General features: G+C 35.6%; 8 protein-coding genes. All 8 read left to right on the forward strand.

Features of this window, described 5'->3' with window-relative positions:
* Positions 1 to 65 precede the first annotated feature (65 nt).
* The 8 genes from ACEN2K_RS04755 (at position 66) to ACEN2K_RS04790 (ending at position 14,112) form a co-directional block, all read left to right on the forward strand.
* A complete protein-coding gene (locus tag ACEN2K_RS04755; RefSeq protein ID WP_441758175.1) occupies positions 66 to 2,654 on the forward strand; it encodes a cation-translocating P-type ATPase in 2,589 nt (862 codons plus the stop codon).
* Positions 2,655 to 2,836: 182 nt separating this feature from the next.
* Positions 2,837 to 3,937, forward strand: coding sequence for a site-2 protease family protein (locus ACEN2K_RS04760; RefSeq protein ID WP_441758176.1), 1,101 nt, complete (start codon positions 2,837 to 2,839; stop codon positions 3,935 to 3,937).
* Entirely contained in the window at positions 3,927 to 5,090 is a 1,164-nt protein-coding gene (locus ACEN2K_RS04765; protein ID WP_441758177.1) for a phospholipase D-like domain-containing protein, read from the forward strand. Before ACEN2K_RS04760 ends, ACEN2K_RS04765 begins: the two co-directional genes overlap by 11 nt.
* Before the next feature lie 253 nt (positions 5,091 to 5,343).
* A complete protein-coding gene (locus tag ACEN2K_RS04770) occupies positions 5,344 to 10,590 on the forward strand; it encodes an endonuclease (protein ID WP_441758178.1) in 5,247 nt (1,748 codons plus the stop codon).
* A gap of 514 nt (positions 10,591 to 11,104) precedes the next feature.
* Complete coding sequence (locus ACEN2K_RS04775; RefSeq protein ID WP_441758179.1) at positions 11,105 to 12,160, forward strand: reverse transcriptase family protein; 1,056 nt, start codon at positions 11,105 to 11,107, stop codon at positions 12,158 to 12,160.
* Positions 12,161 to 12,272: 112 nt separating this feature from the next.
* Positions 12,273 to 12,731 (forward strand): DinB family protein, encoded by a 459-nt coding sequence (locus ACEN2K_RS04780; RefSeq protein ID WP_441758180.1) that lies wholly within the window; start codon positions 12,273 to 12,275, stop codon positions 12,729 to 12,731.
* Between the two features lie 188 nt (positions 12,732 to 12,919).
* Positions 12,920 to 13,822 carry a DnaJ C-terminal domain-containing protein gene (locus tag ACEN2K_RS04785; RefSeq protein ID WP_441758181.1) on the forward strand — a complete coding sequence of 301 codons (903 nt, stop codon included), beginning with the start codon at positions 12,920 to 12,922 and terminating at the stop codon, positions 13,820 to 13,822.
* On the forward strand, positions 13,819 to 14,112 hold the full coding sequence (locus ACEN2K_RS04790; RefSeq protein ID WP_441758182.1) for a chaperone modulator CbpM: 294 nt from the start codon (positions 13,819 to 13,821) through the stop codon (positions 14,110 to 14,112). The genes ACEN2K_RS04785 and ACEN2K_RS04790 overlap by 4 nt, the downstream gene beginning before the upstream one ends.
* Positions 14,113 to 14,276 lie beyond the last annotated feature (164 nt).

Raw genomic sequence — 14,276 nt, forward strand, 5'->3', positions numbered from 1 at the left:
AAATGCTAATAAGAATTACCCACACTAAAAAGGACATTACTTTTTATTAATCAATTTTTGTAACAATGAATTGGCACTTAATTCCCATTGAACAGGTTGCTGCGTTGTTAAACACAACACCATCTGGCGTACAAGAGAAAGATGTTGTGAGATTATTAAAAAAGTTTGGTCACAATAAAATACAAAAAACAAGAAAACAAACTGTACTTAAGATGCTCTGGCATCAGTTAAGTAATTTTATGATTCTAATTTTGATTGCAGTAGCCATACTATCTAGATTCATAGGAGAAGCAACGGATACTTACATTATTTTGGCTATTGTATTTCTAAATGCAGTGGTAGGATTCATACAAGAATATCGTGCAGAAAAAGCTATTGCTGCCTTAAAAAATATGGTTCCAAGTCTAGCTAGAGTCATCCGTCAAGGAACGACTAGAGAAATACCAACTGTTACTTTAGTCCCCGGCGATGTAGTTATCCTAGAAGCTGGAAATAGCGTTCCTGCTGATGTTCGTTTTTTTGAAACACATCAGTTAAAAGTCGACGAATCTACTCTAACAGGGGAATCTTTAAATGTCCTTAAAAATAGTCATGCATTGCCTAAAGCCGACCATCAGTTGGGAGAACAACTTAACATGGGGTTCAAAGGAACCTTTATTACGCATGGCAGAGGGAAAGCTTATGTTGTTGCTACTGGAATGAACACGCAATTAGGAGGTATTGCAAAAATGATTCAAACCACTAAAAGTATTACTCCCTTGCAGAAAAAACTCAATATTTTTGGCAAGCATTTATCCCTTATTATTCTCCTATTTTGCTTAATGATTTTTGTAATCGGGTATCTCAATGGAGAAAAACCCTTATCCATGTTATTGATTGCAATTTCATTAGCTGTTGCCGCCATCCCAGAAGCTTTACCAGCACTAGTCACCATTGCATTAGCTTTTGGTGCAAAACGATTAGCCATAAAGAAAGCATTAATACGAAATCTAACTGCTGTGGAAGCTTTGGGATCAGTGACCTACATTGGCTCAGACAAAACGGGGACACTCACTCAAAATAAAATGGTTGTATCCCAAATATATGAAGTTCCTGCTGAAGTAGTTGAAGTTCCTGATAAGCTTGAAAATATACTTTTAAAAGCTATGGCACTCAACAATGATGTTTCTAAAGATGCTAATAGTATGTGGTTAGGCGATTCAACAGAAGTTGCAATGGTTCAATATGCTTTTCAAAATTATTATGACAAAGAACTAGTAGAAAAAATGAACCCTAGAATTGCTGAATTCCCTTTTGATGCATCTAAAAAATGCATGACTACCTTACATCAAACAGACAATGGCATCCTAGTAATTACTAAAGGCGCAGTAGATATTTTACTAACAAAAACAAAAGATAACCAGCTACATTTATTTCCAGAAATTAAAGAAAGAAACCACCAGATGGCTCATAAAGGATATCGCGTTTTAGGCTTCGGTATCAAAGAATTAAAAATTTTGCCAGAGGTTTTAAGCAGAGATGAAATAGAATCCTCCTTAACCTTTATTGGAATGGTAGCGATGATTGATCCTCCCAGAAAAGAGGCTAAGCAAGCAATACGGGAATGTCAAATTGCGGGAATAATTCCAATAATGATTACCGGAGATCATAAAGTCACCGCTTTGGCTATAGCCAAACAATTAGGAATTGTAACAAAGGATAACGATCTAGTCTTAAGTGGCAGTGAACTTGTAAATCTATCCGCTGCCAAATTTGAAGATATCGTTGAAAATATTCGGGTGTACGCCCGTGTAAATCCCGAGCAAAAATTAAAAATAATCCAAACTTTAAAAAAGAAAGGGCAGCAAATTGCCTTACTGGGAGATGGAGTCAATGACGCAGCAGCATTGAAAGAAGCTGACATAGGAATTGCTATGGGAATAAGTGGAACAGAAGTTGCCAAAGAAGCTTCGGACATGATTTTACTTGATGATAATTATGCTACAGTAATCATTGCCATTAAACACGGTAGAGTAATATTTGACAATATTCTTAAATTTATAAAATACATTCTCACTGGTAATTTTGGCGAAATTATCGCTATTTTTCTAGCACCGTTTTTTGGCTTGCCTATACCGCTATTAGCCATTCATATTTTATGGATTAACCTTGTTACAGATGGATTACCAGGATTAGCATTAGCATCAGAAGCTGCAGAATCCAACATTATGCAACGGCCGCCACGGAATCCAAATCAAAACATTTTTAGAGGAAGACTGGCTCTGCACATTTTTTGGGTTGGTTTTCTTATGGGAGCAGTAACATTAGCTATTCAGGCTTGGGCCATTCAAAGAGAAAATACCCATTGGCAAACAATGGCGTTTACAGTACTGTGTTTTAGCCAGATGGGACATGTGCTAAGCATACGGTCGGCTCATGAGTCTCTTTTTTCTATTGGAATATTCAGCAATAAATTTCTGATTGGAGCGCTGATGTTAACAGTACTGTTCCAGTTTTTAATAATATACACCCCTTTTTTCAATATGGTTTTTAAGACGCAACCCCTTTCTTTATTAGAACTAGGCATTACCATTGCGGTTTCGAGTATCGTATTTTGGGCAGTAGAACTAGATAAATATTTGTATCGATTAAAAGCTTCAAACTTCAGCAACTAGTTTGCCAGTAAAAACAAGTAAAATTTAGGTTAAAAACCTGCTTTAGAACTTCTTATTCCTACTTTTATTGTTGGATTAAAAATTGTAACTTTATTGAAATAGCAGTACAACAAATTGATTAACAAATAATTACCTATCCTGTAGTGCTACTAAACAATTATTAATTTAAAATAAATGGAAATATGAAAGGAACTTTTAAACTCGCAAAAGTATCGGGAATTGGTATATTTGTTCATTGGACATTTTCATTTCTTATTGCCTTTATCATTTTTGTTAATATCAGATCCGGTTACAATCAACTCCAAATATTGTGGTCTATCTTTTTTATACTTACCATTTTTGTTACTGTTATATTACATGAACTGGGACATGCCTTAGTGGCAAAAAACTATGGTATTGTTACCAAAGACATCACTTTACTTCCCATTGGAGGTCTAGCAAGACTGGAACGCCTCCCAGAAAAACCACTCGAAGAATTAACCGTAGCCTTTGCTGGACCTTTGGTAAATATCCTTTTAGCCGCTTTTACTGGAATTTTCATAACGCTTCCTGATAATGCAGAGGCCTTAGTGCTACAACTATCAGGCGGGATAAATTCATCTAATTTTCTATTAAACTTTTTTATAGTAAATATTGCTTTGGCAATTTTTAATCTGATACCAGCATTCCCAATGGATGGCGGCCGAATACTGAGAGCCTTACTCTCCTTTAAATTTAAAAAACATATTGCCACTAAAATTGCAGCTAGAATTGGCCAACTACTAGCAATCGGGTTTATGATCATTGGTTTTCTATCTAATCCTTTTTTAATTTTTATAGGTGTTTTTGTCTTTATGGGTGCCCAAATTGAAGCTAGCAGTACCGAGTCTAAATACGTGCTTAAAGGCTACAAAGTAAAAGATGTAGTAATGAAAAATTACCTATCTATTGATAAAGACCAGCCGCTATCAAAAGCAATTGAATTGTTATTAGATAGTCAGTCTAAAATATTTTTAATTACTAGCAACGACGAACCTATTGGCACCTTAAATAGAGATGAAATTATCGTCGCTCTTGCTAAAAGAGGTGAAAATACGCCTATTCACACCGCAATGAATAGCAATTTAGTTTATTTAGAAGAAAATACTTTGTTAGCAGATGTCTTTGATTTAATCTACAGCAGCAAGTCCACTTTAATGCTCGTAATGAATAAAAAACAACTAATAGGAACTCTAGATACAGAGAATCTATTAGAATTTTTATTGATTAAAGAGGTAAAAATTAAAAATGCTAATGAGTTATAGTAAATCAATACGTTTAGCAAGTGAAAACATTGAGCTGGTTCATAGTGGAACGGACTATTTCACACGTTTAAAAAAAATAATCAATGAGGCCAAGACCGAAATTCACTTGCAGTTTTATATTTTTGAAAATGACACTATCGGAAACGAAATCATAAAAGCTTTGTTAGAAGCTGCTTCTCGTGACGTTTCTATATATATTTTAATAGATGGTTTTGGTTCCTTTTCCTTTCCTAAACAATTGGTTAAAGACTTTAGAAACAATGGCATTCACTTTCGGTTTTTTTCTCCATTATTCTCTGCAAATTCTTTTTATATGGGTCGTAGGCTTCATCACAAAGTGGTGGTGGCTGATAGTCATGTGGTTCTTGTAGGCGGCATAAATATTGCTGACAAATATGTAGGGAATCTAAACAAAGAACCCTGGCTAGATTATGCTGTTTTAATCACTGATCTCAAAATAGCCAGAAACCTGCAAAGCTTGTGTCTGAATCTTTTCTTGAAGAAAAAGTTGCTGTTTCCTAAAAAAACAAAAGCCTTATTTCACAAACAATTCACAGCTATTATTAATATTATCCAAAATGATTGGTTAAAAAGGAAAAACGAAATTTATGATGCTTATTTAGATTCATTTGGCAATGCCAAAAAAGAGATAATTATCGTAGGAAGTTATTTTTTACCTGGCAGAAGATTATACAATGTTTTAAAAAAAGCATCAAAAAATAAGGTCAAAATAAAATTACTTTTATCTGGATTATCAGATGTTGCGCTGTCCAAGCGTGCTACTTATCACATCTACACCTCTTTGCTTGATGAAGGCATTGAACTTTATGAATGGAATAAATCAATATTGCATGGTAAAGCAGCAGTAGTTGATGGATATTGGAGTACGATAGGATCTTTTAACTTAAATAATTTGAGTGTTTATGGAAGTATTGAGATGAATGTCGAAATTAAATCAGTGAAATTCTCTTTGGAGTATGCAGCACATCTAAATAAAGTTTTGGCCAAGTGTCAAAGAATAACCCCAGAGTCTCTCCAAAAAAGGAATAGTATTTTTTCCTATTTTCTCAACTGGATTTCCTACTGGACGGCGAGGTTAATCCTTAATATTATTACTTACTTTCCACATAATCGTTATACACGGTTCTATTAAAATCACTCCTTATTATTGATGAAAATTGTAGTAAAATGACAGCTAGCACGGTAGTTTATGGAAAGACAGATTTGCCCCCTCCACATTCCTGAATCCAAACCTATTTAACGTAAAGGAGTTGGGTTGTCTATATTCAAAAAGTAGTGTTGCTTTATATCGAAGAACTTTGTATTTTTAACAATTTCTTAACAAGAAGGAAACGAATAAAAAAAGCGATTCTTTAATTTTACACTTTAATTAATTAACTCTCATTATGAAACACTTTTACTTAAAAAAGCAGCTGCTACTGGTAGCTGTATTTTCTTTTTTAAGTCTTTTATCATTTGGCCAGGTTCCCTCCTATTACAACGGGACCAACATAAACCAAACGGGAACTGCCTTAAAATCAAGTCTTGCTACCTTAATTAGCAGCAACACCACTAATTTAAGTTATACTCCAGGAGTATGGGATGCCTTAAAACAAACAGACTTAGATCCAAATGATCCTACTAAAGTCTTACTGATTTATGGTTACGATGACACAGATGGAGACATCACGAATGACCGAACTCGTTCTAAAGATCTTAATGGTGGAAACCAAGGGGAATGGAATAGAGAACACGTTTTTGCAAAATCATTGGGAAATCCTAATTTAGGAACTTCAGGTCCAGGTAGTGATGCGCATCATTTAAGAGCTTCTGATATTACTTTGAATTCAACAAGAAACAACTATCCGTTTGGTGATGGATCTGGAAATTCAAAATTAGTAAATGGTACTTATTGGTATCCTGGTGATGAATGGAAAGGTGATGTAGCGCGTATGATAATGTACATGCACCTAAGATATGGTAATCAATGTAATCCAAGTGCAGTAACAGTTAGTTCTCAAAATTATAATACTGATATGGCTGACATTCTTTTAGAATGGAATGCTGAAGATCCAGTATCTCAAGTAGAAATCAATAGAAATACAATATTAGAGGGAGTTCAAGGTAACAGAAACCCTTTTATTGACAATCCAGCATTTGCAACCACTATATGGGGAGGGCCACAAGCTCAAAATAGATTTGACGGAAGCGTAACTCTAGATACAGAAGCTCCAACTGCACCTGCAAATGTATACGCTACTAATACAACACAAACAGCAACCACGTTAACTTGGACACAGTCTACAGATAATGTTGGTGTTTTAGGATATAGAATTTATAACGGCGCAGTACTAATTGGCTCTTCGTCAACATCTACTTATGTTTTATCAGGTCTTACGGCAAGTACAAATTATAGCTTAACTCTGAAAGCTTTTGATGCTGCTGGTAACATTTCTAACGCTAGCAATAGTGTAGCAATTACTACTCAGGCAGGAACACCTCCTGCTACCTCTGTAGTTTTCATGAATGAAATACATTATGATAACAATGGTGCAGATGTAGGTGAAGGTGTAGAAATTGCAGGAACAGCAGGAACAGACCTTACAGGTTGGAGCATCATTCCTTACAATGGAAACGGTGGCGCTTCTTACACCCCTGTGGGGAATTTGACAGGAACAATTCCAAATCAATCAAATGGTTTTGGAACCGTGTTTGTGGGAATTAGTGGTTTACAAAACGGTGCGCCTGATGGTCTTGCATTAGTCAACAATCTAGGAAATGTAGTTCAGTTTTTAAGCTACGAAGGTTCATTTATTGCTACGAATGGTCCGGCAAATGGAATGACCAGTACAGATATTGGTGTATCTCAAACGGGAACAGAAGCTGCGGGTCTATCCTTACAATTGGTTGGAACGGGCACAGAATACAGTAATTTCACTTGGCAGGCAGCAACGCCGAGTACTTATGGAACGATCAACAGTGGACAATCATTTGCAAACACTACTGTTCCGCTTAGTGCACCAGCAAATCTGACGGCTAGTAATACGACTCAAACGAAAACGGAGTTATCTTGGGAAGCGGCAACAGCGGCAGTATCATATGAGATTTACAACGGTACTACGCTAGCGACTACCACTACTGCAACAACTTACACAGTCACTGGTTTAACTGCAAGTACATCGTATACTTTTACAGTTAAAGCAGTAGATGCTGATGACAATACTTCCGAAGCGAGTAATGCGGTTGCAGTTACAACACTTAGTAATAGCACTACACCTGCTCCAGCTGGTTCTGTATTTATTAATGAAATTCATTATGATAATGCAGGTTCAGATATTGGTGAAGGAGTTGAAATTGCCGGTCTTGCGGGAACTGATGTAACAGGATGGAAAGTGATTCCATATAATGGTAATGGAGGGGCAAGTTATACGCCCGTAGGTACCTTATCAGGAGTTATTCCTAATCAGTTAAATGGATATGGAACGGTATCAGTAAGTATTTCAGGATTGCAAAATGGCGCTCCTGATGGTATTGCCTTAGTTGATGCTGCTAATAATGTAATTCAGTTTTTGAGTTACGAAGGCAGTTTTACAGCAACAAATGGCCCTGCTGCGGGAATGACAAGTACCGATATTGGTATTGAAGAAGCAAGTACAGCTACAGTTGGAACTTCGCTTCAGTTAGTTGGAAAAGGAACAAAATACAGTGATTTTACTTGGGAAGCTGCAGAAAATACTTTTGGAGCAGTAAATAAAGGACAACGATTAGGTGACTTAGTTTTCATTAATGAAATTCATTATGACAATGCTGGAACTGATATAGATGAAGCTGTTGAAGTGGCAGGATATGCAGGAACTGATTTAACTGGATGGAGCATTGTACCTTACAACGGAAACGGTGGAGCTAGTTATGCTCCCGTTACTGCACTAACAGGTTCAATACCAGAACAATTAAATGGTTACGGAACAGTATTTGTAAAGATTCCTGGTTTACAAAATGGAGCACCAGATGGTTTAGCATTAGTAGACGCAACTGGAAAAGTAATCCAATTCTTGAGTTATGAAGGTGTTTTTACAGCTACTAACGGACCTGCAAACGGAATGACAAGTACAGATATTGGTATTGCCGAAGAAAGTAGTGCAGCTGTAGGAACTTCATTGCAGTTAACTGGAGCTGGATTTACTTATGCTGATTTTACTTGGCAAGCTACAAAAAGCACATTGGGTGCAGTAAATGCAGGTCAATTTTTTGGAAATGCATCAGATATAATAGTAGTAATCCCTATCGCAGAAGCACGTGCTAAAGCTGATGGAGAAATAGTGACTGTAACCGGAACATTAACAGTCTCTGACCAGTTTTCAGGTTCTGCTTATTTGCAAGATGCAACAGGAGCAGTTGCCGTTTTTGATAAAACAGTACATGGTTCTGGAATTTTCAAAATAGGTGATTCAATTACTGTTACTGGAACAAGAAGTAGTTACAGTGACCAAGTTCAAATTAGTCCGGTAAGTGCTGTTACAAACAATGGCCCAGCAAACCAACTTATCGAACCTCTTACTATTACTCTTAGCGAAATGGTCAATCATCCGGCTGAGTTAGTGCGTGTGGTAAACACTACTTTCCCTAAACCAGGAGCTATAATGTTTGGTAATTCTAATACTGATATTTCTGATGCCAGCGGTACAGCGCAATTGCGTATTGATGCTGATGTGGATGGCTTAGTTGGTTTTGGTCAACCAGAAAGCTGTGCTGAAATTATTGGAGTTGTAGGTAATTATTATGCCACACAACAGCTATTGCCTAGAATGAGAAGTGATTTCCCATGTGCTGATAAATACCAACAAACAGGAAGTGACTTAAGTATTTCTAAAGACAAAACTTTAGATATTGCCACTTGGAACGTAGCTTGGTTTGGAGACGAAACAAATTCACCAGCGGCAGGAAAACCTGACTCAGATGCGATTCAAAAAGAAGCAGTTAAAAATGTATTACAAACTTTAGATGCAGATATTTATGCTGTCGAAGAAGTTTCTGATGATGCGTTATTAGCACAAATGGTCAGCGAAATGAATGATTATAGTTATGTATTATCTGAAGCTACCTCATACCCTAATGATGTATCAGGTCCTAAACAAAAAGTAGGGTTTATATACAAAAACAAAACTGTTGAGCCGGTGAGCACTAAAGTATTGTTGCAAACAATTCACCCTTATTATAACGGCGGAGATACTTCAGCTTTAGTTAACTATCCTGATAGTGATAAGTCTCGCTTTTTTGCTAGTGGAAGATTACCTTTTATGTTGACTGCTAATGTTACTATTGACGGAAACAAGCAGCAAATTAATATTATTGACTTGCATGCAAGAGCCAATACTAGTGGTGATGCTCAAGGCAAATATGACATGCGTAAGTTTGATGTTGAGGTACTAAAAGACACTTTAGACACACAATATCCTAATGCTAATTTAATTTTACTTGGTGACTACAATGATGACGTTGACCAAACGGTTTCAAGTGTACCAACGACAGTCTCGACTTTTGAAGCGTATGTTAACGATGCTGCAAATTACACTGTAGTAACTAAGGAATTAAGTGATGCTGGTTTTAGATCGTATGCTACTTATGAGAATATGATAGACCATATTACGCTTTCTAATGAATTAGCCGCACTATACATTCCACAATCAGCACGAGTTCATTACGAATTTTATTCTAGTGATTACACAAAAACAGCATCAGATCACTTCCCAGTTTCAGCAAGATTACAGTTGAAATTGATGACTGCTGATGCGGTAACTGCAACAAATGTAAGCTGTAATGGCGAAGCTGATGGAACCGCAAGTATTAATGTGTCGGGCGGAATTTCTCCTTATACGTACCAGTGGAGTACAAATGCTACTTCAAATAGTATTGCAGACCTAAGCGCTGGAAATTACAGTGTTGTAGTTAAAGATGCCTTAAATAATACCATAACAAAGGACTTTACAATTACTGAAGCAACAGCAATAGAAATTCCTTCTGCAGAAGATGTTACTGTATATAATGGATACAGTGAGCAGTCTTGTACGACCCTTAATGCGGGTACAGTTACTGGTGGTGTACTACCTTACACTTATGAATGGAGTAATGGGGCTACCACTACTACAATTAAAGTTTGTCCAGAACCAACTACTACCTACACATTAACAGTAACTGACGCTAATGGATGTAGCGCTGTGACTGAACGTACAGTAAACGTAGAAGATGTGCGTTGTGGCAGTAACAGTAGACATCCAAAAGTAGAAATCTGTCATAGAGGAAAAGCTATTTGTGTTGATGATAATGCTGTTAAATGGCATCTAGCTCATGGTGATACTTTAGGAAGTTGTGCTGAACAAAATAATACCCCTCAACGCACTATTACAAATGTGAATGTATTTCCAAATCCATTTGTAAGCCATGTTAATGTTAGTATCAACAGTTCGACAAATGCAAAAGTTGACTTTTTAATTTATAACTTCTTTGGACAGTTAGTGCATCAAAGTAGCCAAAACATTAGTGCTGGAAAATCAATTTCTAATCTAGAGTTATCTAGATTAAGAAAAGGATTCTATTTCTTGAAAACTGTGGTTAACGGAAAAGTTAAAAACATTAAATACTTAGTAAAAAAATAAGATTTTTATAATCCTTTTACTACTTAATACCAGCTGCCCGGAATGTACTTTTCGGGCAGCTTTTTTTTGTTTCAGCAGGAAAAGTAAGAACATAAGACAAAATACTGTTGCAGTAATAAATAACTCCCTCTTATATTGATTAATTAGTAATTTTTTTTGTAACTTTAATACAGTTAACTATTTGACAAGTAATAAGTTAATTAATCATTATGGAACAAAAAAATCTAAAAAATAAAAAAGAGACCTGGATACAAAAGGATACCGCAAATAAGATTCCCAAGCTGGATAAAAAAACCATTTTTGTACCACTTCAAAATGAGTTACCATTCTAAGATATCCAAGGATCATGTTAGCTAAGCTAACGTTGGAGCAGTGAGTCACTGTTCTATAATTGAATGCTTTTTCAAGCACTGGGTTCAAAAGGCGCTGCGCAGAGCTCCGAACCTTTTGAACCCGTATTCTTAATTGGAGTGAGTGACAGAAAAGTCCTCACTCCATTAACAAATTAGATACCATGAATTTTGAAAAATACAAAACAGCCTTTACCGAAGAAGCTATAAAATCTGGCTACTCCTATGATACTATTGAGCATTGTATGAACTATGCCAGTAAACTGATTAAAAATGGTGTACCTATCATTTATAATTCGACTCATTTATCGCTTCTCGTTGGTTACAAAAAACAATATTTAAAAAAAGCAGCTTTATACAGCAACCACTTTTACAGAGATTTTACGATTATTAAAAAAAATGGTAAAAAGAGAATTATCTCAGAACCATTACCTAGTCTCATGGAAATTCAGCAGTGGATTTTGCAAAACATTTTATATCAAGTTCCCGTTAGTCCTTTTGCGAAAGCGTACAAACCAAAAACATCTCTGTCAGAAAATCTAAAATTCCATAAAAAGCAGCGCACTGTTTTTACTTTAGATTTAGAAAACTTTTTTCCTTCTATTTCTGCTGATAGCATCGAAAAGGTTTTTATCGAAATGGGGTATTCCAATGCCCTTGCTCGCTTACTCAGTCAGTTGTGTACGCGAGACAATAGCCTGCCACAAGGAGCACCCACAAGTCCTTATCTTTCTAATTTAATATTTAGGGAAGCTGACAAATCTATTGCAAACTATTGTATTGCTAATCGGATAAGATATACTCGCTATGCCGACGATCTGAGTTTCTCAGGTGATTTTGATTCTAAATCTGTACTCCATTTTGTAACAAATGTAGTAGAACAACTAGGTTGTAAAATAAATACCACTAAAACCAAATTAATGACTCCTAATATGAGACAGACAGTAACAGGAATTGTAGTTAATGATAAGCCACAAGTTGTTTTTCATAAGCGCAATGCCTTACGTCAAGCAATGTACTACATTCAGAAATATGGAATAGATGAGCATATAGCTTTTAGAGACATTCGTCAATCAAACTACTTACAACATCTGTTAGGTAAAATTAATTTTGTACTGCAAATTAACCCAAACGATCCAGAATTCATTGGTTACAAATCCTTTCTGATAGCATTAAAAAAGAAACAATCAAACCATCCTCTAAATGCAGTGGTCATGTAAAAAACATTACCTCAACAAATATTTATAAAGATTGCCTAAGGATTACCCACTTTTAGTAGCTAAAACGCTATCAAAAGTTGACATCATAGTAAACAAGCAAACACTACCTTGAATGAAATCAAACACACAATTACTTATCGAACTTTGGAAAGAAGCACGAACGCGATTTACAAACCAATTAACGCAAATTACTGAAAATGATTTAAAAAAAAGACTGCCACCCTCCCCTAACAGTCTCGGTTTTCTCATCCGCCACGTAGGAGATGTTGAATTACTTTTTGCCAAAAATGTTTTTGGAGAGAGTGACGTTAAAGTAATTGCAAAAACCGTAATTGCACAAAAAGACACAGGAGAATGGACTTCGCTTGACGAACTTAAAACACATAATGACTATGCCTTTAAAAGTTTATTAAAGAGTATCGAAAAACAAACGGTAGCCGATTGGGAAGGTATGATTACAACAAAGGAATTTGGCACAAAAACAAAAACAGAAGCCTTTGGAAGGATAATTTCTCATACCGCTTATCATGCTGGTCAAATGATGATGATTAACAAATATGGTACTGTATAAAATCTTAAGAATATATCCCTTTTGCCCAAACACAGACCTATTTCATACATAGCAAATAAAATGCTTTAACATTATCTATCTTCTTAAAAATGATTAAATTTGGAAGAAGCAACTCAATTTACTTTCGTAAATGATTGTATTTGAATTTAGAAATAGACTATTAACGATATACCTTAATTATAGTAAAGATGGCATTTATAGATTACTACAAAATTTTAGGAATTAGCAAAACTGCAACGGAAGCCGAGATAAAAAAAGCATTCCGAAAAATGGCTCGGAAATACCATCCTGATCTAAATCCAAATGACAAAGATGCTGAGAAAAAATTTAAAGAAATTAATGAGGCTAATGAAGTATTAAGTCATCCAGAAAACCGTAAAAAATATGATCAATACGGAGAAAACTGGCAACAGGCTGAACAATATGAGAGCGCTAGACAACAGCAGTCACAATATCAAAGAGGGGGGCAACAAGCTGACTTTGGTGGTTTTGGTGGCGGAGCAGATTACTCCGATTTTTTTGAATCTATGTTTGGAGGTCAAGCTGCTGGCGGTAGAGGAAGACAAAGAGCACAATATAAAGGACAGGATTTTAATGCTGAACTGCATTTAGATTTAAAAGATGTTTATACCACACACAAACGTACGCTGACTATTAATGGCAAAAACATTCGGCTCACCATACCCGCAGGAGTAGAGAATGGACAAATCATTAAAATTACAGGTCATGGTGCAGAAGGTGCTGGTGGTGGCCCAAAAGGAGACTTATACATCACGTTTACAATTGAAAATCACACTAACTTTAAACGAGACAAAAGTAACCTGTACAGTACTGTGGATTTAGACTTATATACCGCTGTTCTGGGCGGAGAAATCACTGTAGATACCTTTGATGGAAAAGTAAAACTCAATGTAAAACCAGGGACACAAAATGGCAGTAAAGTAAAGCTAAAAGGCAAAGGCTTTCCAGTGTACAAAAAAGAACCCCTTTTTGGAGACCTCTATATAAATTACCAGATAAAAATACCTACCCATCTTACTGATAAAGAAAAAGATTTATTTACGCAACTTTCTAAATTAAGATCATCATGAGTACCGAAAACTTAATTACCCTACATACCTTGTGTACCCATTATAAAGTAGAAGTATCCTTTTTCAATAATTTAAATGAATTAGGATTAATCGAAATTCAAGAGATTGAAGAAACACCTTATATTCATAATGATGCCATTTATGAAATTGAAAAAATAATAAGGGTACATCAGGACTTAGAAGTGAATCTAGAAGGTGTAGATGTCGTTTTAAACTTATTAAAAAAAATTGACTCTCTCCAAAAAGAGTTGGTTGCTGTTAGAAACCGATTACTGCTTTATGAAAATTAATAAATTGAATCTTCAATAAAATTGGAACTCTTTAAAGTACTTGTTTGTTAATTACTTGCTACCTTTTGCGCTTTATTCCTATATTTGTGTAAATACCACTACATTTAAAGTACTCCATAAAAATTAAAACTTTTTTTATGGCTTTTTCCATTTATCAAATTTAT

Source organism: Flavobacterium sp. W21_SRS_FM3, from assembly GCF_052113625.1.
Classification (GTDB): Bacteria; Bacteroidota; Bacteroidia; order Flavobacteriales; family Flavobacteriaceae; genus Flavobacterium.

What these genes read in the sequence shown, in the direction of transcription:
- ACEN2K_RS04785 (WP_441758181.1), top strand. Translation starts at nt 12,920, where the DNA reads ATGGCATTTATAGATTACTACAAAATTTTAGGAATTAGCAAAACTGCA.
- ACEN2K_RS04775 (WP_441758179.1), top strand. Translation starts at nt 11,105, where the DNA reads ATGAATTTTGAAAAATACAAAACAGCCTTTACCGAAGAAGCTATAAAA.
- ACEN2K_RS04760 (WP_441758176.1), top strand. Translation starts at nt 2,837, where the DNA reads ATGAAAGGAACTTTTAAACTCGCAAAAGTATCGGGAATTGGTATATTT.
- ACEN2K_RS04790 (WP_441758182.1), top strand. Translation starts at nt 13,819, where the DNA reads ATGAGTACCGAAAACTTAATTACCCTACATACCTTGTGTACCCATTAT.
- ACEN2K_RS04770 (WP_441758178.1), top strand. Translation starts at nt 5,344, where the DNA reads ATGAAACACTTTTACTTAAAAAAGCAGCTGCTACTGGTAGCTGTATTT.
- ACEN2K_RS04765 (WP_441758177.1), top strand. Translation starts at nt 3,927, where the DNA reads ATGAGTTATAGTAAATCAATACGTTTAGCAAGTGAAAACATTGAGCTG.
- ACEN2K_RS04755 (WP_441758175.1), top strand. Translation starts at nt 66, where the DNA reads ATGAATTGGCACTTAATTCCCATTGAACAGGTTGCTGCGTTGTTAAAC.
- ACEN2K_RS04780 (WP_441758180.1), top strand. Translation starts at nt 12,273, where the DNA reads ATGAAATCAAACACACAATTACTTATCGAACTTTGGAAAGAAGCACGA.